The sequence below is a fragment of the Solitalea agri genome (assembly GCF_023914155.1).
Lineage (GTDB): Bacteria > Bacteroidota > Bacteroidia > Sphingobacteriales > Sphingobacteriaceae > Solitalea > Solitalea agri.
Genome location: NZ_JAMWYS010000030.1, coordinates 1 through 24,270, shown reverse-complemented (window position 1 = coordinate 24,270; position 24,270 = coordinate 1). Strand labels below are relative to the sequence as shown.

Annotated in this window: 22 protein-coding genes; 14 read left to right on the top strand and 8 right to left on the bottom strand. The window is 35.1% G+C overall.

The genetic code is table 11. The features are described from left to right. Positions 1-23: 23 nt before the first annotated feature. Positions 24-428 carry a hypothetical protein gene (locus tag NF867_RS09355; protein ID WP_252587563.1) on the top strand — a complete coding sequence of 135 codons (405 nt, stop codon included), beginning with the start codon at positions 24-26 and terminating at the stop codon, positions 426-428. Between the two features lie 550 nt (positions 429-978). Further along, on the top strand, positions 979-1,776 hold the full coding sequence (locus NF867_RS09350; protein ID WP_252587562.1) for a hypothetical protein: 798 nt from the start codon (positions 979-981) through the stop codon (positions 1,774-1,776). Between the two features lie 486 nt (positions 1,777-2,262). Here NF867_RS09350 and NF867_RS09345 read toward each other — a convergent pair whose 3' ends face one another. The 4 genes from NF867_RS09345 to NF867_RS09330 are packed head-to-tail and all read right to left on the bottom strand — an operon-like array spanning position 2,263 to position 3,983. Next, positions 2,263-2,484: a hypothetical protein gene (locus NF867_RS09345; protein ID WP_252587561.1), complete on the bottom strand. Its 222-nt coding sequence runs from the start codon at positions 2,482-2,484 to the stop codon at positions 2,263-2,265. Continuing rightward, positions 2,474-2,722: a hypothetical protein gene (locus NF867_RS09340; RefSeq protein ID WP_103790071.1), complete on the bottom strand. Its 249-nt coding sequence runs from the start codon at positions 2,720-2,722 to the stop codon at positions 2,474-2,476. The genes NF867_RS09345 and NF867_RS09340 overlap by 11 nt, the downstream gene beginning before the upstream one ends. A 2-nt stretch (positions 2,723-2,724) precedes the next feature. Then, positions 2,725-3,177 carry a DUF5675 family protein gene (locus tag NF867_RS09335; RefSeq protein WP_252587560.1) on the bottom strand — a complete coding sequence of 151 codons (453 nt, stop codon included), beginning with the start codon at positions 3,175-3,177 and terminating at the stop codon, positions 2,725-2,727. A 2-nt stretch (positions 3,178-3,179) separates the two neighbouring features. Continuing rightward, positions 3,180-3,983, bottom strand: a complete 804-nt coding sequence (locus tag NF867_RS09330) for a hypothetical protein (RefSeq protein WP_252587559.1) — start codon at positions 3,981-3,983, stop codon at positions 3,180-3,182. Between the two features lie 439 nt (positions 3,984-4,422). Here NF867_RS09330 and NF867_RS09325 point away from each other — a divergent pair, with 439 nt between their 5' ends. The 9 genes from NF867_RS09325 to NF867_RS09285 all read left to right on the top strand — a co-directional run bounded on the left by NF867_RS09325 (position 4,423) and on the right by NF867_RS09285 (position 16,561). After that, positions 4,423-5,628 carry a site-specific integrase gene (locus tag NF867_RS09325; RefSeq protein WP_252587558.1) on the top strand — a complete coding sequence of 402 codons (1,206 nt, stop codon included), beginning with the start codon at positions 4,423-4,425 and terminating at the stop codon, positions 5,626-5,628. A gap of 97 nt (positions 5,629-5,725) precedes the next feature. Further along, on the top strand, positions 5,726-6,580 hold the full coding sequence (locus tag NF867_RS09320; protein ID WP_252587557.1) for a hypothetical protein: 855 nt from the start codon (positions 5,726-5,728) through the stop codon (positions 6,578-6,580). Between the two features lie 156 nt (positions 6,581-6,736). Continuing rightward, a complete protein-coding gene (locus NF867_RS09315; protein WP_103790777.1) occupies positions 6,737-7,015 on the top strand; it encodes a helix-turn-helix domain-containing protein in 279 nt (92 codons plus the stop codon). 2 nt (positions 7,016-7,017) lie between these two features. Beyond that, entirely contained in the window at positions 7,018-7,380 is a 363-nt protein-coding gene (locus NF867_RS09310; protein WP_252587556.1) for a hypothetical protein, read from the top strand. 179 nt (positions 7,381-7,559) lie between these two features. Beyond that, on the top strand, positions 7,560-8,714 hold the full coding sequence (locus tag NF867_RS09305; protein WP_252587555.1) for a hypothetical protein: 1,155 nt from the start codon (positions 7,560-7,562) through the stop codon (positions 8,712-8,714). 481 nt (positions 8,715-9,195) lie between these two features. After that, positions 9,196-11,376 carry a type I restriction-modification system subunit M gene (locus NF867_RS09300; RefSeq protein ID WP_252587554.1) on the top strand — a complete coding sequence of 727 codons (2,181 nt, stop codon included), beginning with the start codon at positions 9,196-9,198 and terminating at the stop codon, positions 11,374-11,376. A 1-nt stretch (position 11,377) separates the two neighbouring features. Further along, the gene (locus NF867_RS09295) at positions 11,378-12,520 is read left to right on the top strand and encodes an AAA family ATPase (protein WP_252587553.1); all 1,143 of its coding nucleotides are present in this window, start codon (positions 11,378-11,380) and stop codon (positions 12,518-12,520) included. Between the two features lie 8 nt (positions 12,521-12,528). Next, the gene (locus NF867_RS09290; protein WP_252587552.1) at positions 12,529-15,636 is read left to right on the top strand and encodes a type I restriction endonuclease subunit R; all 3,108 of its coding nucleotides are present in this window, start codon (positions 12,529-12,531) and stop codon (positions 15,634-15,636) included. A 559-nt stretch (positions 15,637-16,195) separates the two neighbouring features. Continuing rightward, positions 16,196-16,561, top strand: a complete 366-nt coding sequence (locus tag NF867_RS09285) for a hypothetical protein (RefSeq protein WP_252587551.1) — start codon at positions 16,196-16,198, stop codon at positions 16,559-16,561. A 196-nt stretch (positions 16,562-16,757) separates the two neighbouring features. Here NF867_RS09285 and NF867_RS09280 read toward each other — a convergent pair whose 3' ends face one another. From NF867_RS09280 to NF867_RS09270, 3 genes are all read right to left on the bottom strand, one after another. After that, positions 16,758-17,234, bottom strand: a complete 477-nt coding sequence (locus NF867_RS09280) for a thermonuclease family protein (protein ID WP_252587550.1) — start codon at positions 17,232-17,234, stop codon at positions 16,758-16,760. Between the two features lie 106 nt (positions 17,235-17,340). Next, entirely contained in the window at positions 17,341-20,391 is a 3,051-nt protein-coding gene (locus NF867_RS09275) for a hypothetical protein (RefSeq protein WP_252587549.1), read from the bottom strand. A gap of 444 nt (positions 20,392-20,835) precedes the next feature. After that, on the bottom strand, positions 20,836-21,351 hold the full coding sequence (locus NF867_RS09270) for an AbiTii domain-containing protein (protein ID WP_252587548.1): 516 nt from the start codon (positions 21,349-21,351) through the stop codon (positions 20,836-20,838). Positions 21,352-21,434: 83 nt separating this feature from the next. On the opposite strand from NF867_RS09270, the gene NF867_RS09265 reads away from it, so the two are divergent. Genes NF867_RS09265 through NF867_RS09255 form a run of 3 tightly spaced genes read left to right on the top strand, consistent with a single transcriptional unit; the run spans position 21,435 to position 23,094 of the window. Then, positions 21,435-22,067, top strand: a complete 633-nt coding sequence (locus NF867_RS09265) for a hypothetical protein (protein ID WP_252587547.1) — start codon at positions 21,435-21,437, stop codon at positions 22,065-22,067. A gap of 12 nt (positions 22,068-22,079) precedes the next feature. After that, the gene (locus NF867_RS09260) at positions 22,080-22,373 is read left to right on the top strand and encodes a hypothetical protein (protein WP_252587546.1); all 294 of its coding nucleotides are present in this window, start codon (positions 22,080-22,082) and stop codon (positions 22,371-22,373) included. A 13-nt stretch (positions 22,374-22,386) separates the two neighbouring features. Then, the gene (locus NF867_RS09255; RefSeq protein ID WP_252587545.1) at positions 22,387-23,094 is read left to right on the top strand and encodes an SOS response-associated peptidase; all 708 of its coding nucleotides are present in this window, start codon (positions 22,387-22,389) and stop codon (positions 23,092-23,094) included. A gap of 70 nt (positions 23,095-23,164) precedes the next feature. On the opposite strand, the gene ku is transcribed toward NF867_RS09255, so the two are convergent. Beyond that, positions 23,165-23,935: a non-homologous end joining protein Ku gene (gene ku, locus NF867_RS09250; RefSeq protein ID WP_252587544.1), complete on the bottom strand. Its 771-nt coding sequence runs from the start codon at positions 23,933-23,935 to the stop codon at positions 23,165-23,167. Between the last annotated feature and the right edge of the window lie 335 nt (positions 23,936-24,270).

Below are 24,270 nucleotides of genomic sequence, written 5' to 3'. Positions count from 1 at the left end.
TATCAAATCAAAAAGTCCTATTTATGACACCGCAAACCAAGGAATTATTAATTTATAACGGCGATCGCTTGTTCATCTCCTCAATGCCTCTTAAACCATATTTGGATAACTTAAAAGAACAACCAATATTTTACAGGTATACAACAGGTTGTTGGAGGGGCTATAAAGGAACTTGGGAAATTATTGAAAACAAACTGTTTTTAATTGATTTATTTGGTAATACGAGATCCGGAATAGTGGGCCTTGATTTTCTCTTTCCTAACGAAGAAAAGGTTTTTGCCAGTTGGTTCACTGGTCAAATAAAAATACCTCAAGGTAGAATGATTGGTTATTCAAATAATTATGAAAGCTATCAGACTTTAGATTTTAAAAAAGGTTTTTTAAAAATAAACAGTTCCCCAAAAGGTTTTTTAAAAAAAAATACTTAGCAGATTAAAGTGAATTTTATAAACTTTTAATACGAGTGTTCACTAAAACAAAAGATACACCAAAGTTCAGGGGCTTGCACAAGCCCCTTTTTATACCCTGCAAAAGACTACGGCATAAACCCACAAGGCCATTACTCGCAATCCCATTTATTCCGTTTCCTTTTGGATGCTAACCCACGCCATTTCGCCATATGTCGCAAATCACCATCGTACCTCTGGCAAGTGTTTGGTCCTCCATTCCCTCCACTCGCAAGGCGGCTCGCGGCACAAGGCCAACACACGCTCATGGCTGCTTTACCTGCCTTTTCCACAACACCTTACCCAGTAAAAACAATTTGGTATTTTTATTGACATCAATACGATTATTTTCCACAGTTATTTTAATATTGTCTAATAAAATCTTTTCTGATTGCACTAATATCTATGACGTATTGTACAGTATAATCATTTATAATGCTTTTAATCTTTTTTGTTTGTTTTCTACAACAAAGAAACTTTTCAAAAAGTTCAAATGATTCAGTATAGACAATAATTTAAAAAGTAATTAATAATGGATATCCGTAAGTATTTTGATTATAATCCTATTTTGGATCTCACAGCCGCTCAGATTGGAATTAACAAATGGGATTGGTTTTCAATTAATAATGAAAACGAAACGGAAGCGTTAGAATTAATGAAAAAAAACAGATTCGACGTTTTACCAATATCTCAAAATGGTAAAATATTGAAATATTTTTCAACACGAGAATGGAATATTTATAATAATTTAAATCTTACCAAAATTGGGGAGGGTGATACTATTTACTATAGACTAAGTTTTATTGATCTTGTAAGAAAATTTAATAAAGAGGAAAGGCATTTTTATTTTCTAACAAATTATCAAGAAATTCTAGGTTTAGTCTCTTATGTTAATCTAAATTGTCAAGCTGTTTATAATTATTTATATGAAGTTTTTGCAGACATTGAGCAAAGTATTGTTTATCTATTAAAGAAGCACATTGAGCAGAATGACATAATCAAGGAGTTTAAAAAGTCGAATGATAAGCATTTAGAAGCGGTTGTTCGCAATTTTGATGAATCTCTAAAAACAGGATCAGATAACTCAATATTTGAACACATGTATTTACAAACAATAGGTATAACCCTAAATAAATTTGTCAATACACTTCCAGTGGAATTTAAAATACTGAATAAGTTTAGTTCAAAATTTTCCGCTAATGGTTTATATAGTCAATTGAGAAATAAAGTAATGCATCCTGTAAGGCCAATTTTAAATGAAAAGGAAACAATGCAAAAAATTGATGAACTACTAAAAGATTATCTTGAAATTAAAGAAATTTTGAGATAGCATATCTTCATAGGAATTTCTTTATCCAAAAAACAAAAGATACACCAAAGTTAAGGGGCTTACACAGCCCCTTTTATTATCAAAGTCATATTCAAGTAAGCCGCACTCGTTTCAACCGTCGTTGGCTCGGTTCACCCATCCTTAAACCTCGCTTCCGCCGAAGTTAACCTTTTTTACAGCTATCAAGCCCTACGGGTTTGCAAGCGGTCAGCGGCATAAACCCTCAAGGCCATCTGCACGGTCCATTTATACGCTGCCTCGCTTGCAAAATAGCCGTAAAAAGTTTTGGGTTGCCTAACCGAAGTTTAAGAAGTTCTGTCGGGTTGACATGAATGTCATTTTCAGACGTGGTAAGACTGCTTTCCTTCATGCCTTTAACTACATTTAAGTCATTCTTAAAGAATACATATTTAATGTTTAGCTAAGCGGCTAACAAAAAAGTCCCCGCAATTTGCCGGGACTTTAATTCGATAGATAAAATATAACTTAATCGCGAACGGCCGTTTGGCTTACTGCCGAGGCCACCACGCCAATTGTTGCCAGGTAACCTGCAATGGTTCCAACCACTGCAGGCAGTGCAACAGGAGCAGCTAATAATGCCCCGCCAACCGCGCCAATCATTAAACCAATTGTGCGGACCTTGCGAAAGAATTTTGGAGTGGGAGATTTTACCCGATCAACCAAGGTGATTTTTTTATCAGTGTTCATAGTTTTTAAATTGTTGATGTTCTAATATTTCAATTCGTTTTTCCAGGTAGCTTACTTTCTGATTTAACAGATCATACCCGTTTTTAAATTCCGACTTGATTAGCGATGTAGTAGTTTTTACTTCCGACAGATCGCGCTCTACTTTTCTGAAATCAGTATGCAGCTGCCGGATGAAATAAGCCACTACCGAAAGCAGCAGACTAATTAAGGACCCAAAGAATATTCCAAGTTCTGACATAGTTAAAGATGTTGATTGGTAACTGTTAAGTGAACAGATTCAGCAGCGATGATCTTTGTTAGTACGGGATAGATGCGTTCGTAAGCCAGGCGTGATTGGTAAACTTCAAATTCACCATTCACCAAATTATACCAGGAACCAAAAAGCGGACAACCAGCAGTGTCATTAATGGTATTGCCAATGTGGAGGTAGACCGATTTGAAGTTGGGAATCCCCGAAATTTCGATCATTCCTTTGTGCATTATTGGATAACGCTTTCGGTAATCCAAGTTCATGCCTCCCCATGTATTTAAAAGGAGTTTGTAAGAACCTTCCGGTATGCACGTTTTACCTGGTACTTTGGTTTTACGTATCGCATCCTCTAAAAGATAACACGCAAAAATACCGTTAACATATAAATGGCTCAGGGTGGATGATTTTCCCTGAGCCATTCGTTTAAGTTCAATGAGCGCCATCGTTAAAAGGTAGCAATCAGTTTTAACGCATTGCTTCCGCTCAACAAGTAGTAATTGGCGCCTACTTGCTGGTAGAATTCTACCCCAATGGCCGCCATTACAGTTGCATCGGTTGAAACCGTAGCCAAGTTTGATAAAGCTGTGCTTAAGTTCAGCACGGGTACCGCTTGTTTCAAATCCTGGTAATCAGAGATTGCTACGGCCGAAGCTTCGTTTTCCGCTGCAGCCAAAGGCTCATAAGATTTTGTCGCTTCATTATAGGCATAATCAGAAACCACTCCCAAAGCCAGGACTACTTTGAAATGGGTTGCCCCAAGCGGTGCTCTTACCTTGCTGAAGGGATCAAATGCTTCCAATTGTAAATCGGCACTCAAACGGTTAACTGCAGGAGTAACAGAAAAAGGAACATTGAACACGGTGTCAAAATTGATCTTGCGATTAAACTGAATACCCAATAAATACTGAGGTTGCTGAGAAATAAGAATAGCACGGTAACCACGAGCTTCCGATTGATCTTCCAGGTTGATTTTTTTCATCACCGCAGTTACCCGGCCTGTTAGTTGTGAATCAGACATGGAATTGAGTAAAGCAGAAAAGGCAGTTCGCAGTGATTTACCCGCTTTGGCCGAACCGCCAAACTCATTCATGTTTTCACGGGTACGACTGAACTCGCTTGCCGTTTTTACCTGCTGACTGGTAGGACCGCCAACCATGCCGGCAAAGTAACCTTTCTGACCTTTGATTTTGAAGTGGCGGATATCGCCCAGGGTGCCCACATACTTTAAGGAGCCTTTTTGTCTTGCCATAGTTTTTAGCTTTTTAAGTGATAAATATTTTAGCTAAAACTATTGGTAATCAGCGATTTATTAAATATTATTGTAATGCATTTGGGTGCAATTACATCGAATAGTAGTGCACAAAGTGGTTCTTTAAAAAACGGGAGTGGGGTAATTTGTATTAGGGTAAAATGTTTTACCTATGTTGTACCCCTAAAATAAAATACGCTGTAAGTAATAGATTTACAGCGTATTCTAAGAAATCTTGTGACCCCGGAGAGAGCCAAATTTGAACGCTGGTGGACGAAAAACGATGTTTTTAGTGTCTAAATGCGGTTTTTCTTAAATGTTTGGTTTAAAGCAATGTAGAACTAGGCAGATGAAACATGCATATGTTTTACCAATTGTTTTACCAATATCATTGCAGAAAAATCTATGAAGGCATAACACCATTAATAAAAACATCAATATGGCTACCTTAAAAATTTTTCTGAACACCTCTAAAGTTAATGGGAGAGGAGAAGCTCCACTTTATATGAGGGTCATCCAAAATCGTAAATCCAACTATGCTTCTTTAGGTATTTACTTAAAAGAAAAGGACTGGGATAGTAGCAAAAGAATTGTAAAGAAGGCTCATCCTAATTCTACACGACTAAATAATTTAATAGCAACCAAAATTGCAGAAGCACAGGGTACACTACTTGATTTTGAAATGAAAGGAGATAGTGATAATTCTGAAAAACTAATAAAAGCTATAAAAGGAGAAACAAGCTTGTTGTTTTTTGATTATTCTGCCCACTTTTTTAAAATATCACAAACCAAACTTAAGTTAGGTACCATCAGAAAAATGAATGTTGCAATTGAAAAGGTAAAGAAATTCACCTCTAATCAGAACTTTTATCTTGATCAATTGAATGTAATCTGGCTAAATAAGTTTGAATATTATCTGCGTTCCGAATTAAAGAATGGTACGAATACAATTCACACAACCATGAAAAGTATTCGACGCATAATTAATGAAGCTATTAAGGAAGAGGTTTTTCCTCCTGAGAAAAATCCCTTTTTAAGGTATAAATTGAAGTGGGAGCAAACTCCTAAAAACTACCTGACTGAGGAAGAGTTGGGGAAATTGGAAAAGCTTCAATTACAGAAGGGATCAAAAAAGGATATTCATAGAGATATGTTTGTATTTGCTGCATATGCAGGAGGACTTAGAATTTCCGACATCTTAATGTTACGTTGGCAACAATACAATGGAGAAAGAGTGGTTGTAAATACGCACAAGACCGGTACAACCGTTTCAATTAAGCTACCCCCAAGGGCAATTCAAATCATTGAAAAATATAAGACAGAATATACTGTTAATGAAGATTTTATTTTCCCATTATTGAAACGCTTTATAGATTATTCCGTAGAGAAAACGCTGTTTTCATGGATTTCTTCGCATTCAGCATATACAAATGCTGATTTAAAAGACTTAGCAAAGTCGGCAGGCATTAATAAAAAACTTCATTTCCATGTTTCTCGTCATACATGGGCAACCAGAGCCTTGTCAAAAGGAATGAGAATAGAATATGTATCCAGGTTAATGGGTCATAATTCCATAAAGACTACCCAGGTCTACGCCAAAATTGTAAACGAAGAACTCGATAAAGCTATGGAGGTTTTCAATTAATCCCCCTTTCAACTACAAATTAGTAGTTAAGTTATCCTTAACTACTAATTTTTTAAATATTCTTTTAACATTGTAGTTACACACTACGTTATCTACTATGTTAAATGATCTAAATTTATCTATTCGGTTCAAAGAACGGCCAATTGTAAACACTGCTATTGCAAAAGCACATCCTTACGATTTTGTCAGCGAAGATTTTCCTGACATAAAATCCATTGAAAACACACATTACTGCGCTGCTCTATTAGCAAAAATCAAAAATTGGAAACTTCAGGAATGCCAGGAATTTATCAGGCATCAGATCAAAGGTTTGATAGAACCTATTGCCTGGTTAAATTCACTTCGGATGCTATTGGCTAACCAGGTGGACAAAGACACTGACAAATTTGTAACCTTAAATTGGCTAATGAAACATGCCTTGGTTGTTGATGAGTTGAGAGATTATGAATTAGGGCAATGTAAAAAAGAACGAAAATTTGATTTCGACCAGGTATCGAAAGAACTTGAAAAGCTTAATTCCTTCTCTGAAAAAATGAAGTATTTAATTGAACGTAAAACGGAATTTTTGCAGTATCAGCCAACCGAACCCAAAGTTTCAAAACCATCATTTGCCTTGCAGGTTGACCTGGAAATGGAAAAAATCCAAAAGTTGGAAGACTTAGCCCAACGTACACCTGTAAGTTCAAATTTTACTAACATTAAGCTTCGCTGGAATGGGCAAATTAACGTATTGGCAGATATTTTTTTCCAATTTATGACAATTAGAGTTGATGGAATACCATTAATTGATTGTTCAATTCCATCACTAACAGAATTTATAATTCAGAGTTTTGAAGATAAAGATGGTAAACCCCTTTCAGCGGAAACATTAAAAACTATCCTTCGACCCAACCGGTATGACAAGCGGCCAAAGGACGGCCGAATAGAAATTTCTGATTTATTAGAAAAATAGTCCGAATTCAAAAACGGACTTCCTAAATAATACGCTCTCTATTCTCAATTAAACCTTGATTTCTTGAAAAAAAGGTCCGACGGACCTTTTTGGGACCTGTGGACTTTAACTTTTATTTCTCTTTCGCTTCCATAAAATTTTTAAACATCAAAAAATATGGAAGCAGTAATTCTAACAAAAGATGCCTACAACGACCTAGTAGGAAAACTCGAAACAATTCAAGATCTGATTTCTCGTAAGGAACGCCCCGAAGACAAATTCATCGACAATCAGGATTTTCTATTTCTGATGAAGATCTCCAAGCGAACTGCCCAAAGTTGGCGCGATGAAGGAAAGATTGCTTTCTCGCAGATCGGAGCTAAAATCTATTACCGAATGACCGATGTCCAGGAGTTATTGAATAAAAACTATAACAAACCATTTGGGAGGAAATAAATATGGAAACCGGTAAACCATTAAACTTTCAATGTTTGTTAAATGAAAGTCTTGCCATCATTAAAACGGATGCAGATAAACTGGAATGGCAAACCCAATTTTATAACAAAGCCCGAAATGAGAAAACCTACAATGCAGAACAATTACAAAAAATGTATGAGCGTCTACAAACTGATTTAAAAAGGCAACACCTCTTTTCAGAACTACTAAATCGTCTTTTCGACCGAAATTATGCACAATGCATAATCGGAATGGAGCAATGTTTCATCGATCAACTAAAAATTAACGGAAATCTACCAATGGATTATGTTTTCTATTACCGCAAAGAAAACGATCAATTCAAGGTCTATTTCATGCCTTTATAAAGAAATAGAAAAAACTGAAGACTAATTGTTTTGTCATGGACCTTTGGGCTGTCCGTTCGAGATCCTCGACTCGGCGGGCAGAACATGGTCTTTTTAACAGAGCAGTTGTCATTAACTATTCGTGCAATACGTCTAATTCGTGCAATTCGTGTTTCTAATCAGTGTAATCAAATAATCCTATGCAAACTCTACCACCACCTATAAGCTCATCCAATACCTTGACCAATGAAAACAACCTCCAAAAACTCCTTGAAAGCCAATCCAAAATCCGAGAAAACAAATCCAAGCCCATAACCTTTGCATCACCCATATTAAGCCAAAACGAAAACGCAGTATTCTTTCCTCGCACCATCAATGTGATCCAGGGAAAAGCTGGCGTCCATAAAAGTCGTTTAGCCGAAACTATTTGCGCTACATTCTTAAAACAACCACACAGTAACCGTGATTTGTTAGGGTTTAAAACACAATCAAATTATGGTAATTCTGCCGGGGTTGCTGTTTGTTATGTCGATACGGAAAGGAATCTATCAGATCAATTACCCTATGCCTTGCAACAAATTCAATTAAAAGCCGGTTATAAAATAGAAGATCATCCAATTAATTTTGACTACATCTCGCTGTTGGAATTCAGCCGTGAGGAACGTTTTGAAATGCTCGACATGTATCTCGAATATATACGTCAGAAATTCAACACCCATGTTTTTATTGTATTGGACGTAATCACAGATTGTGTATTTAACTTTAATGACTCAAAAGACAGTATGAAACTCATCGATATGATGAACCGATCCATTAACCGCTACAATGTTTCCTTTTTATGTTTGATTCACGAGAACCCAGGCAATACCGACAAAGCACGCGGCCACCTAGGAACTGAAATCACCAACAAAGCATCCACCGTATTACAGGTAGGATTCGAACGCGATGGCGAAAACCGTTTTACTGACCTAATAAAAGTCGCTTATCTCAAATGCAGAAGTTCTAGAAAGCACGATCCATTTTATGTGCAATATTCCAATGAAGAAAAAGGGTTGGTCTTGGCCGATTCCTCCCTTATTCAAGAGGTAGTATCCATAAAGTCAACAAAGGCAGATTTGCCCTATACCTTGGAATTATTGGGCAGTTATTTAAAAATACCAATGAATAAAAAGGAATTATACACACTATTAATGGATGAATTAGGTTGCAAAGAACGTACACTCGACAACCGTATCCGACAAATAATGTCCACCCCATTTCCTATTGAGGATGAGTCAGGCAACTTTTATTACCTCGATAAATCACTTGAAAATAAGACCATATTTTATTTTTTAAAGTCAATTAATAATGGATAGTTACCAAATATTATTTCAACTCTCGTTCGCACGCACGCAAATGCCTATATAGGGCCTTGCGAACTTGCGAACATAACCTGGGCCCATTTCGAAAATCATTATCATGGCGGTGGTAAACGAAACATCAATGCCATGCTCCGTATAGGTCTAATAAATAAAATTAAGACTGACTTAATTAACAAGATTTACTAACCTGTAATTTAAGAGTTACGCGCTGTATAATTAGACTAAGTGAAGGCTCCCATAAGCATTCGGGTCTTAGACGGCCCTGGAATGAAACGAACGAAATGTATATTGAAAGACGAGATAACGAAAATTTCGGACTATTTTAGCGCTTCAGGAACCAAATAAGGAAGTACTAGTACAGAAAGAATAAAGCAGACTTGGTTGGCTGAACAAAATTACAATATATTCAACCGCTATGTACAAAACAGACAGCAGCCTATAATTGAAGTAAAAACAAAAGATTAGCAAAAAAATAATGACAAGCACAATTCAACGAGCAGAATTACAAAGTAAAATATGGAAAATAGCCAACGACGTAAGAGGCGCTGTAGATGGGTGGGACTTTAAACAGTTTGTGTTAGGAACACTTTTCTATCGATTCATAAGTGAAAATTTCACAAACTACATTGAGGCTGGTGATGATAGTGTAAATTATGCCAACTTACCTGATTCCGTAATAACCCCGGAAATAAAAGACGATGCCATAAAAACAAAAGGCTATTTTATCTATCCAAGTCAACTTTTTGTAAATATTGCCAAAACCGCCAATACCAATACCAATCTAAATACAGACCTAAAAGCAATTTTTGATGCTATCGAAAGTTCGGCTAACGGCTATCCTTCAGAACAAGATATAAAAGGATTGTTTGCCGATTTTGACACCACTAGTACACGATTGGGTAATACCGTGGAAAATAAAAACAGTCGTTTAGCTGCTGTTATAAAAGGGGTGGAGGAATTGAATTTTGGCAATTTTGAAAAGAACCAAATTGACCTTTTTGGTGATGCCTATGAATTCCTTATTTCCAATTATGCAGCCAATGCAGGAAAATCAGGGGGTGAGTTTTTTACACCACAAAGTGTTTCCAAGCTCATTGCCCAGCTAGCCATGCACAAGCAAACTACCGTAAATAAAATATACGACCCGGCAGCAGGTTCAGGCTCTTTATTGTTGCAAGCAAAAAAACACTTCGATAACCACATTATCGAAGAAGGTTTCTTTGGTCAGGAAATAAACCACACTACCTATAACTTGGCGCGTATGAACATGTTTTTACACAACATCAACTACGACAAGTTTAATATTGCATTGGGCAATACATTGATTGACCCCCATTTTGGAGATGATAAACCTTTTGATGCTATTGTTTCAAATCCACCTTACTCGGTAAACTGGATTGGTAGTGATGACCCTACCTTGATAAACGACGACCGTTTTGCACCCGCTGGGGTACTGGCTCCTAAATCAAAAGCCGATTTTGCCTTTGTGTTGCATGCTTTAAGTTACCTTTCGGCTAAAGGAAGAGCCGCTATTGTATGTTTCCCAGGTATTTTTTATCGTGGTGGGGCCGAACAGAAGATCAGAAAGTACCTTGTCGATAATAACTTTGTGGAATCCGTAATTTCCTTAGCGCCCAATTTATTCTATGGCACTTCCATAGCAGTAAACATTTTGGTGCTCTCTAAATCTAAAACCGATACCAAAACCCAGTTTATCGATGTAAGCGGTGAAGGCTTCTTCCAAAAAGTAACCAATAACAATGTGCTTACAGATAAACACATTGAAAAGATTATGGAAATGTTCGACAGCAAAGCAGATGTTGCACATGTTGCAAAATCGGTAGACTATAACATCATTACTAAAAACGATTATAACCTCACTGTTAGCGAATATGTAAAACCAAAGGATACCCAGGAGAAGATTGATATTGATGAATTGAATAAAGAGATTTCAGACATAGCAGACAAAATAGATTCTCTTCGTGCGGAAATTGATGTAATTGTAAAAAATATTGGATCTGAAAGTGGAATGGGTTTTATTGAAAATTTACTTGATGGGATTGAGATTGAGTGGAAGCCAATAAGTAAAGCTCTAATTCGCACGAAAGGCACAAAGATTACTGCAGAACAGATGAAAAAATTGCACAATAACCAAGCACCTTTGAAAATATTTGCAGGTGGCAAGACAGTTGCATCTGTTGATTATAAGGATATACCTGAAAAAGATGTAAATAGGGAACCTTCTATTATTGTTAAATCTCGTGGTGTTATTGAATTTGAGTATTATGATAAGCCCTTTTCCCATAAAAATGAGATGTGGTCATATCATTCTAAAAATGAATATCTTGACATAAAATTCATTTATTACTTCTTGAAAATAAATGAACCTTATTTTCAGAATATTGGAAACAGGATGCAAATGCCACAGATTTCAACTCCTGATACTGAAAAGTTCAAAATCCCCATTCCGTGCCCAAGAAATCCAGAAAAATCTCTAGAAATTCAAAAAAGAATTGTTTGTATTCTCGACACATTTACAGAACTAAAAGTAAATCTGGAAAAAGAGCTAGAAACAGAGCTTAAAGCTCGTGGAAAACAGTATGAATACTACCGAGATATGTTACTAACATTTCCTAAGGATAATTTAAACGCATAATATGAGTCAGTCATTAATAGAAATAGCACAAAATCTGAAGGAAGCAACTCACAAAAGGAAATCAGTAGGTGAAAAGATCCTTGATGTGAAAGTTCAATTGATTTATGCATTTAATGGCACTGGTAAAACACGATTATCAAGAGAGTTTAAAAAGCTTATAGTTTCTAGGTTAGAAGCAGATGAAGAAATTAATGGAACTAAAGTAATTTACTACAATGCATTTACAGAAGATCTTTTTTTCTGGGACAATGATACTCCAAATGATATTGCTGAACCAAAACTAAAAATTCAACCTAACTCATTTACAAATTGGATACTAGAAGAAGAAGGTCAGGACCAAAATATAATTGCAAATTTTCAGAATTACACAAATGATAAATTGACACCTCATTTCAGTGAAGATTACTCAGTAGTTCGATTTTCTTTTGAGCGGGGTAATGACGAGTCTCCTGAAATAGTAAAAATATCTAAAGGAGAGGAAAGTTGCTTTATTTGGAGTGTTTTCCATAGTTTGCTAGAGCAAATTATAGATGTTTTAAATATTGCAGAACAAAATGAAAGAAGTACAAATAAGTTTAATGATTTAGAGTACATTTTTATTGATGACCCGGTAAGTTCATTAGATGAGAATCATCTGATTGAGCTTGCTGTAGAAATAGCAAAATTAATTAAATCAAGTAAATCTGAACTTAAATTTATCATCACAACGCACAACCCATTATTTTATAATGTTTTGCATAATGAATTAAAAGACGACCGTTATAAAAAATATATTCTAAAAAATCTAGATGATGGTACGTATAATTTATTGCCACAAGCTAACGATTCTCCTTTTTCATATCACCTTTATCTCAAATCTGAAATTGAGAAAGCCATTGAAACGGGTCAGTTGAGTAAATTTCACTACAATTTTCTTAGAAATATTTTAGAAAAAACATCAACCTTTTTAGGCTATACCAATTGGGGTGAGCTTTTACCAGAAAAAACACCTGGAGAAAGGGATTCATATCTAACTCGTATCATCAATATTTCAAGCCATTCAAAGCATGCAAATGAAGAGGTCTTTGAACTTACGGCCAATGACAAGCGTGTGTTAGGATATTTAATGAAAAACACAAAAATTTTTGAGTTTTTTAAATCGTAAGAATACTAATGACTACATATAAAACCATCGCAGAATCAAACAACTTTATTGTACTGGATACATACACCAAGTATTCTGAGGTAAATGAGGCTCCTGCTACTTATCAAACAGAATCTGCATTGGAGTGCGAGTTTATCCAGGATTTAATCAATCAAGGTTTCGAAAACCCTGCCGATATCAAATCTATGGAGTCGATGTTGGCGAACGCCAGAGTGCAGATGCAAGCACTCAACAACATGGTGTTTACCAATAGCGAATGGTCTCGTTTTGTAGAAGAATATTTGGATAAACCAAGTGATAACCTGGTAGATAAAACTAGGAAATTACACGACAATTATATCTACGATTTTGTTTTTGATAACGGTCGTATTCAAAACATTTACCTGGTAGATAAAAAAAATATTGCTCGTAACAAAGTTCAGGTAATTTCACAATTCGAACAAAAAGGAACTCATGCCAATCGTTACGATGTTACAATCTTGGTCAATGGTTTGCCGCTGGTACAAGTAGAACTTAAAAAGCGTGGAGTAGCTATTCGTGAAGCTTTCAATCAAGTGCATCGTTATACCAAAGAGAGTTTAAATGCAAACAATTCGCTCTTTAAATACCTTCAGCTTTTTATCATCTCTAATGGTACAGATACCCGATATTTTGCTAATACCGTAGAGCGCAACAAAAACAGTTTCGACTTTACCATGAACTGGGCAAAGGCCGATAATACCTTGATTAAAGATTTAAAAGATTTTACTGCCACTTTCTTTCAAAAAAACACGCTTTTAAATGTTTTGTTAACCTATTCGGTTTTTGATACTAGCGATACTTTGCTCATCATGCGTCCGTATCAAATAGCGGCTACAGAAAGAATGTTGTGGAAGATTGGAAGTTCCTTTAATGCTAAAAAATGGTCTGACGTTGAAAGTGGCGGCTACATTTGGCATACCACTGGCTCAGGGAAAACATTAACCAGTTTTAAAGCGGCACGATTAGCAACACAATTGGAGTTCATAGATAAAGTATTCTTTGTAGTCGATCGTAAAGATTTGGACTTTCAAACGATGAAAGAGTACCAACGCTTTTCACCTGATAGCGTTAACGGTTCCGATAGTACGGCTGGTTTAAAACGCAACATCGAAAAAGACGATAATAAGATTATAGTGACCACGATACAAAAGCTAAACAACCTCATGAAAACGGAGAGCGATTTGGCTATTTATCAAAAGCAAGTGGTGTTCATCTTTGATGAAGCACATCGTTCGCAGTTTGGAGAAGCCCAAAAGAACCTGAATAAAAAGTTTAAGAAGTTCTATCAATTTGGTTTTACCGGAACGCCTATTTTTCCTCAAAATGCATTAGGTGCCGAAACTACAGCCAGTGTATTTGGTCGTGAATTGCATTCTTACGTAATTACGGATGCCATTCGGGATGAAAAAGTGCTAAAGTTCAAAGTAGATTATAATGATGTTCGCCCTAAATTTAAAGCTATAGAGTCCGAACAAGATGAGAAAAAGTTAACTGCTGCCGAAAACAAAACAGCTTTTCTGCACCCAGCACGTATCAAAGAGATTTCGCAATACATTCTACAAAATTTTAGACATAAAACACATAGAACCCAAGGCGGTAACAGTGGTTTTAATGCCATGTTTGCCGTGAGTAGTGTAGATGCTGCTAAATGTTATTATGAGGAATTAAACAACTTGCAAAAGGAAAGCGATAAGCCTTTAAGAATTGCAACTATATTCTCTTTTGCAGCCAATGAGGAGCAAAGTGCCATTGGTGAAATAGTGGATGAAAATTTTGAACCTTCTGCATTGGAAAGTAGTGCAAAAGAATTCTTAACAAAAGCCATCAATGACTATAACGCAATGTTCAAAACCAGTTATGGGGTGGAGAGCAAAGAATTTCAAAACTATTACCGTGACCTAGCCAAACGCGTTAAAAGTAAAGAAATTGATCTGATCATTGTGGTGGGTATGTTCCTAACAGGTTTTGATGCACCTACCCTTAATACGCTTTTTGTAGATAAAAATTTACGCTATCATGGTTTAATGCAAGCCTTCTCTCGTACCAATCGTATTTATGATGCAACAAAGACTTTTGGTAACATTGTTACCTTTAGAAATCTAGAAACAGCTACAGTGGACGCCATTACGCTTTTTGGTGATCAAAACACTAAAAATGTGGTCCTTGAAAAGAGTTACAAAGAATATTTAGGAGGCTTTACCGATAGCGCAACCGGTGTAGCACGAAGAGGTTATATAGAGGTAGTAAAAGAACTAAAAGAAAAGTTCCCAAATCCAGATGAAATTGTAACCGAAAAAGACAAAAAAGAGTTCTCAAAATTATTTGGGGAGTACTTGCGGGTAGAAAACATATTGCAGAATTACGATGAATTTACCCATCTTAAAGCACTTCAAGAAATTGATATAAATGATGCCGAAGCTTTAGAAGCATTTAAAAAGGCACATTTTGTGACAGATGAAGAAATTGCAGCGATGCAAGAAGTTAAAGTATTACCAGAACGAACAATTCAAGATTATCGCTCAACCTATAATGATATACGCGATTGGTTACGGCGGGAGAAAAAGGGCAAGGAAGCGGAAGAATCTAAAATCGATTGGGATGATGTAGTCTTTGAAATTGACTTATTAAAATCGCAAGAAATTAACCTGGATTATATTCTTGAACTGATATTTGAGCATAATAAAAAGACGAAAGATAAAGTCGCATTAGTGGAAGAAGTCCGTCGTGTAATTCGTGCCAGTATTGGTAATAGAGCAAAAGAAAGTCTGGTAGTTGATTTTATTAATGAAACCGACCTTGATACCATCCAGGATAAAGCGAATATAATAGAGTCATTTTTCGCTTATGCACAAGGCAAACAAAAAACCGAAGCATCAGAATTAATCGTTGATGAGAACTTAAACGAGGAAGCCGCAAAGCGATATATTACCGCTTCTTTAAAACGTGAATTTGCCAATGAAAACGGTACAGAACTCAACGCCCTTTTACCAAAAATGAGTCCTTTAAACCCACAGTATTTGACTAAAAAACAAAGTGTATTCCAAAAAATAAGTGCCTTTGTAGAAAAATTCAAAGGTGTTGGAGGGCAATTATAGATGATAGTCTTTTAGTATAGCTAAGTCGCGATAATTATGAAAATGTTTGAGGATTCAGTCTTTTTAAGTGAGATTGTGCTGCTAAGATTAGTAATAAAGCTTATGAACGATTATTGAATTACGAAGACCATATAGAAGTGTGGTCTTCGGTTCAATCTATTTTAATTGCTGCAGCTAATATTTCTAAAATTCTATGGCCAAATAAAAAGTATAGTCTACCAATCAACTAACTCGCCAAGAGCTTTATGAATTAGTATGGTCGTGACCCATAGATACAATCAATAAGGAATATTCCTTAACAATCAGATAACAGCAGAAAAAATGTAAACGATGCGGACTTTAATTCGATTTTCAGGTATATTTATCAGCATATATCAAGCAAAATCCAGAGCATCGACTGGCAAAAGAAGAAAAGTTTAACCATTGCCATGTCATTAGCATCTTATTAGTTTAAGAGTTACCCAATATGATAAAATTCAGGCTAATCTTACCTTTAATCTTTATTCTGACCTCATGTGCAGGCAAAAAATCAAACACTGATTTGTTAATTTCAAAATATATGATCAGTAATATTGATGATCCTGCCAAATACGAAGTTGTAGAAAATTTGCTAATTGACTCTACTACGGTGACAGTAGATGATACATTAGCTCGTAACATTGTCCTTGGCAAACCTGAAAAGGTAATTGACATGATTGCCTATGTTATGGATAAGGCTAGAGTACTTGATAGTATTAGTCGTAAACGACCTCTCAACGAAAAAAAAATTCCTATATATTATATTTATAAACATAAGTATAGAGTGTCCAAAAAAGGCGAGAAAACTTTAAAAAGCATGTATTTCATTTTTAATAGCACCCAGACAGAAATAATATCTGCAGGTGAAGAGTTGAATACGCACCTGACTGACCCGTCTCTTTATTAGTGATTTACTACCATTTTTTTGGAAAAATATGCGCATCCATGGCTTTGTCAACTGATTTTTTTAGCAAAAAAAAAGCAACAATGTGTAGACAATGATTTTAATGTGGAAGATTATATAAGAAAGCAAACATTATTTACTATTATGGTTGTTACAATGTAATTGAGCCATTAGACTGCAAATAAATAGAGACGGTTTGCTACTTCATATGTAATTTCTCCATCTTCCTCCAATCCCAAGGAGCAATAGCATTTGGATCACTCCAAATTCCAACCTTTTTCTTTCTAGCCATATTTTCCAATTCAGCCCAGGCCGAATTTTGATCATACTTCTTATAATGCCAGGCAAATCCGGCAACTAAAATTTTCTCATTTAAAATTTCAGAATTGTTCAAATAAACAATACCAATACTACGCCCATACCGATCAGTATCAGTAATTTTCACTTTAATAGCTTTCCCAAAAACCAAATCACTAGTAAACTGCTTAGCAGCCATGCCAAACGGTTGTTTTTTCTCAGGACAATCTATCCCATGTAGCCGTATTTTTATTTGATCCTTGTTTTTCGTAAGAATAGTAATGGTATCCCCATCAGCAATCGAAATAACCTTTCCCTCAACTATTTTAGAGACGATAAGGTTATTTAACAAAAGGATAAAAATTAAAATTGTGTTCATTTACATATATAGCTAAATGATGGCGGAATGAATAAAACTCCAATGGGCCCCGGGTGTTTCTCTAACAACACATTAATAAAGCCCGGGTAAAACTGTGAATATTCAGCTATTGATTTTTGTACTTTGCTTGCAATATTTTTAAATTTTTTATCGTCAGATCTAACAGCGAGACCTTTTCAAAATTTCCAGTTTCGGCAGTAAACTTCAATTTATCAACAAAATATTTCTTAAACCTATCGCATTCCTTGTTGATCATATTTTCGAAGTTAATAACTGTATAATTTGTGGGGTTATTTAACAACTCCGTTTTGAATTTTGAAACTTGATATATTAAATTGTCCGTTGACATCATAGCGTTTTTACCATAAAAGAAACCAATGAGAGTATCATCATCGGACATAGACTGAGGGAAAGTTAGTTCAGTATAGGCTTTGACTAATTCATAGTTAAAATTAAGTTTTCGAATAAATGTAGTTTTATCAGAAAATGTGTGTTGCAGGATCCCATCAAGTATGGTTGCTTTAGCTACTGCAATTTCAACGGCAAAAACAGAGTCAATATAATTGTTTAACACATCTGAGTTATAAAATTTAGCCCCTTTAGTAGCGGCAAGTATTGCTGGTACATATTTTTCTGCAAAGTTTTGCATAAAAAAATTAGTTCTTAAATTTCGATGCCTGTATCCATCAGTGTTAGAAACCCCAATACCCCAAAATTCATTTAATGGGATAACTATCTGACTTTGGAGCTTTGATTGGTACCCGACTTGAGTTTTAAATGATGTGTTATAATTTAAAACAAAATCTTGGGCTACTGCTAAAGTGTCATTAGTCCACACGTAATGGTCATTGGGCCACCGAGCCAAAACAGATGTAGTTTTAGTACTATCGGGTTTAAAACGGATCTCAATGTAGATTGTCGTCTTTGCAATACCCATAGCCTCTAGTAGTTTGAGTTTATCTGGTACAAGTTTGTCAACAAACAAAGTATCTTGAATTTTTTTGAAGTCATTAATGCCAGATTTTCGGCTAGCATAATCAATTGTGATCGGGAACGATAATGTGGTCTTTTGTGGGAGGCTGTCAGGATTAATATTATTATAGTTTGCCCGAACTAATGTCATTTCCCAGCTCTTGAACTCATTTCGTATTAAATTTAATGCCGCCTGTTTGTATGTATCTATAAGGGTATCTATAATTGATGTATCAGCTTGATATTTTTTGCTTTTATAATTATACAGGAAATTAATCTTGGAAAAGCTTTGAATTTGTTCACCTGTAGCAATAAGCTGAGATAAGGCGTCATTGTTGATAGTATAATTAGGCCATTTGTCGGTCAGTTTCAAAAGCGCATTCGAGGCAACTAACCAAATGTTCAAGTCCGGAATTGTATACCCTGGGACATTCTTGCGAAATCTGTAGCTCAAAATGTCTTTCAGGCAATTATAATTTGTATTTAATGTATGAGAGGTTTTTAACAGGTCATATAATGTTAGATTATTTGACTCATCGAATCTTTCAACAGCGAAAGTTTGACTAAATATTTTTGACCTCATTATACCATAAGTATACAGTTCATCTCGGATGTTCAAAAATTGTTCTTCGCCCAGTTCATCATCTTTTCTGTTGTTTATTATCGATAAATAAGTCCAAAGTTGAGAAAGAAAATTATTATCTAATTTATTTGAAATATTCCGGCCATAGAATAAAACATTTTCGTTAACATCATCTACTGATTGTTTTAATGTCGCGAGCTTTCCAAGGATTTGTTGTTGTTGTTCGAATAAGATGCCGAATCCTCTAATGAGATTTGAATATATTATATCAAGTTTATAATCGACTATATTAAAGCGCTCGTGCATTTCACTCCTCAAAACATCAATTTGCTCTGAAATTTGTTTTAATTGATCTGATAAAACTTCAAGAGGGTTTGGACCTGGATCATCAAATAAGGAAAATATATCTATTACAGAGCTGAAAATTGTAGCTGACAACACTAAACTCCCCATGAACCTTCTCGTAGCAAAGTTTTTTACATCTTTAAATTTATTAATCGCGTTTGTAATATTGATTGTAGAATTTCCAATAACAGAGATCTGATTTGCTAATTTATCGTTTCCTAAAACCTTGGCCAGATTTGAAAGAATGCTTACACTGGCATACGCCGCTTCAATTTTCAACTCTTCTGTCTGTCTTATGTACTGCAGCGAATCTTGTCTTAATCTATTCTGATTAATCTCTTTTAAGATATTATTGCTCTCTACCGCCATTTCCTCCATTCCTTTCAAAGTAGATTTTAGTTGCGCAGTTAGATCTTCGACCCTCACTGTTCCATCATGAGCCTGCTGTACCAGTTCGGCTAAATCGCTTATCCTCAGCTCACGAGCCAACTCGGGATCATTTTGAAGGATCTCTTCTGATACTTCATTAATATTGTGACCGACCTTTCTAGAAAAAAGAAGGTTAAAAGCCTGCCTATAATTACCATTTTCCTCCGCATGATCATAAGCGGTTTCAAGAACATTATTACGAAAGATTCTGTCGAAGTTGAACATGGCGTAATTAATCTCCTTAGCTTGATCAGGGTCTATACTTGTAAAATCATCATAAATTAACTTAGTAGTAGATGATGCCGATTTTACAAGGTCAATAACAGCAGAAACTTTCGCTTTTTCAGCGACATTGGAAATAGATGAGCCCAAATTTAAAAATGAGTGGTAGTAATCGTAAGCTGAGGAATTATTAGGTGGTACAAAGTATTTGTCATAAACACTTCGAAACTCTGATATCTCTTTCTTAGCCTGTTTAACACTTAGATTTCGTTCTTTATATAAGGCATTTAAGTAGTTAATTTCAAAGGTAGTCCTGAAGTCTGCATTTTTATTTAACCTACTTGAACCGCTTGCTACGAATAGTGGCTTAGCTGCATTATATCTCTTTACTTGGGAGAGAAGTACAGGTGGAGCAAAAATAAAGGAAAGGAAAATTAGCAGAATTACTTTTTTAATTATTTGTTGAACGCTTCGGGTCGTAGTATGCAATGATCTTTCCTCCATCCTAGCTCCTTCAAACACCGGAAGGATATGGTAATTTAAGCCCTCTTTTCCTCTTATTTTAATTCTTAACTTGTTATCACAGGTAATTTTTGAGAGTTTCATAAGATAGTTGTGTATACCATAAAATACTAAAAATTAACACAAGTTCACTGAGGGCTTAAGCAATTAACCGTAAATCAATAAAAAATGAATCTTTAAGATGAGGGTAATTAGGCATTCCTCAATCGTCGCCGGCAATGGGTACGCCAGCCTATAAAGTAACAATTGGTATTAATCCCCCTCGCTTGCGCGCATTTGCATCGCGTACGGAATACTGCATTGAGTTTTCAACTCGATTCTATCAATTAGACAAACAATATTCAATTAAATTGTGCATTTGTTTTCAATAAGGTTATGAATTAGTAAGTGATGCCTTATTTGATTTTTTACAAACTGACTTTTTTGTCATCAATTATTTTAAAAGTAATTTTTATATTAGAAATGAGACGCTTCCCAAGCGTAACTCATAGGTAGATGTTAACCTGCTCATTATTTGGGCAGGTTGTTTTATTTTATTGTCAATTGCTGAATAAGTCTATCTTTTACCCCATTCCTCACAACCTCTAAATTTTTAATCAAACTTCTTCTGTATCCACTTTGTATTTCAATTCCTTTTTTATGAAACCACCCATAACTTGCTATTGAAAAGCCTTGCACCTCAAATTCCGTCATTGGATATTTTTTGTAATCCTCATAACCATTGAGTAGTTCATTTTCAATGATTGCAATGGAATGTTTTATAGACATATAACCTAGATGAAAATAATGTTCCTCTGGTATTTCAAGTACTGTATGAATTTCTTCATTTGAATTATTAGCACCAACTAAAATAATATCAGCCTCAACCCATCTATAATCAGGTATTAATGCCCTATCAATTTTTTCAAACCCATCAATTTCTAATTTTACCCAATTATGAAAATCAATGTCGTTAACAACATCATCGTTTTCCATAATTACTTCCAAAGCATCAGTTACTGAAATACTTCCTTTTATCAATTCAGCTAATAATTCCTTTTGCATATAATTCTCCTTCCAATCTAAATTAAAGAAACTATTGCATTACTAAAAAATAGTAATCAGCTTTGCTAATATTTTTAGTATAAATGAGCGGTTATATTAGATTCAATTACAACGGAAGAGAATATGAGAGAGAATATGAATGTGATTACCGGTCTACATACTACATTTTGTATTCTAAAGGGAAGCGATACACCTTTAGGCAGGATATAAAAAAACATCCAGAAACAGATGGTTGGTATATAGAAGAAGTAAATAAGATTCCTACAGATCTGATTAAGATTATTGGTAACTCAATGAGTAAAAGAGGCAGACCAGCTAAGGGCAATCCACGATTTGCAAATTATGGGAAAGCTCCAAAGTCAGATCTTCCACTTCAGAAAGTAGTTCGTAACATAAAGCTCGCAGTATGGAATAAAGATTTAACCATACGTAATTTATTGATGATGTATTACAACGGTAATCCTAACCAGAAAATGGGATATGCAGAGATTTATTTTGATGGAGATTACATAATGGGTAATTTAAGTTTCAATCGGAATTCTGGGGATTTTAGGGATTTGGTGCCTGAACTAAGAATTAATGATCATACCAATTCAATATTAAGTATTGCCTTAACATCCAAACAAATTCATAATAATTTTATTCCAAGTATAGGGGAACAAATAGACAATCCAACTCCGAGAGAAGGGGTTGATTTTAGCTATAATGATTGTTAAAATTTAAGTGCTATGAAAACTTTAGGAAGGAATGAAATTGATTATTTAATAGAATACAATAGTGAGGTTCATAGTAAGGTGATAAATAAGGGTTTCAAATTTATACAAACCATTTACGCCATTGATTCAACGGAATTTGAAGCTGACGATGCAATTGTATTTGTAATTATTCCGATTATTAATAAAATTGATGATCCAATGGCCAACAGCCGATTTATATTGTCTGTAGAAGATGAAACAGTTAAATCGGTTGTAAATGGAGATTATCCGGTTAGGTGGCTAATAGATCCTGAATACTTAAATTAAAATCAAATTTGATATGTGCTACAATTATAAAAACGATGCCGAAGCAAAGGATATGAGGGTTCGGTTTAAGCGGAAAATGAAGGATGAGGATGAACAAAACTACAAACCTGTTTTTAAGGCCTTTGGATTTGATCACCCCTTAATGCCAGTTATTACCCAGGAAGAACCTGAATTAATTCAGCTATATCAATGGGGGCCTTTTAATTTATTCTCCGCAGAAAATAAATACAATACCTTGAACGCTGTTTCAGAAGAGATATTTGAAAAGGCCTCGTACAAAAAGAATATACACAGCAAACGTTGTTTGATTCCCGCAACGGGCTTTTATGACTGGATGCATGTAGGGAAAGACAGATATCCATTCCATATTGGTATTGATGAGCCTATTTTTTGTTTTGCCGGGATTTATAATCACTGGAAAGATAAAGAGGGTGTTGAGCATAAAGCTTATACCATGTTAACTACAGTAGCAAATGAAATAATGGCAAAGATCCATAATACCAAAAAAAGGATGCCGGTAATATTGCCAAGAGAATTAGAGGATAATTGGCTGAAAAACGATTTGGCAGTTGAAGGAATTAATTCCTTTTTATTGCCCTATGAAAACGAGCGTACTTTAGCCTATTCAATTGATAAAAAAGTGATTGTCTCCGACCAGGCAAATACACCTAAGGTTTTTGAAAAAGTTGACTACCCGGAACTGGCATTATTAATGAATTAAAAATTAGGCCTTCTAGCCATCAAAAAAACTGCGCCTTTTGTAATTAATTGTAGTTTAGATTGGAGGGAAATTATTTTACTTTTTTGGGATCTTTTGAAAGGCTACTCATCAATTGAGCCATGAGATCGTCTTGACTTTTGCGCACTGGCATTTGGATTACTTTACCCTTTTTAGCGACTTTGCCAGTTGCTTTTTCCTTTATTCGTTTTTTGAGTGCAGCAATATAGGTATTATGGTATTGTGAGAAGTCAAACTTGGTGCTTTCTTCTTTAATAATTTGTTTTGCCAAATCAAGCTCCTTTTTAGTTATTTCAATATGCTCATTTTCTAATTCTTCAGTAGACCTAACTTCTTCTGGAAAGCGAAGACACTGAACAACCAAAACGTTATCCAACGCTCTTATTAAACATAGATGTTCTTGAGTTTTGAGTACAAACCGGGCTAAACCCGCTTTTTTTGTTTGGGCCAGTGCATTACATAGCAATGAATACGCTTTTATGCCTTTTTTATCTGGCAATGCATAATACGGCTGCTCAAAATAAATCGATTCTACTTCCTTTAAATCAACAAAACTTTCAATTGAAATTACTTTGGATTTTTCTGGAGCGGCTTCGGCAAAATCATCATCATCTAAAACCACATATTCATCTTCATATTTATACCCTTTTACAACATCTTCTCTGACAACTTCTTTGCCTGTATTTTCATTAATCAGTTTATACTTTATTCTGGCTAGATCGGAGGAATCCAGTTGGTGGACTTCAAGTTCTTTTTCTGATATGGCCGAATGCAGCCCTATGGGTATACTTACTAACCCAAAAGAGATCAATCCGTTCCACATCACATTAGGCATATGAAAAAATTGGGAGAATTAATTTAAGTATAAATTTTCACTTTATGAAAGCCTATGGTGCTTCTTTCATAGCATTGACTTTGTTCCTTATCTAATAAACTGAATAATCTTGCTTTAAATCATAGGAGAGGAAAATGTCAATCAGTATTATTGTCAAAATAAATATAGAACAGAATAATTAAATCGCTCTGAGCTGTATAAGTGAATTTTTAAATAATCATGAGTTATAATAATATAAGAAAAGTACTAAAGAAAGGCTTGATTAATGAAAGGGTTTCAAAAGGGAATAAGATCCTTGATGCGGCCTTTTATAGTTTTTTTTT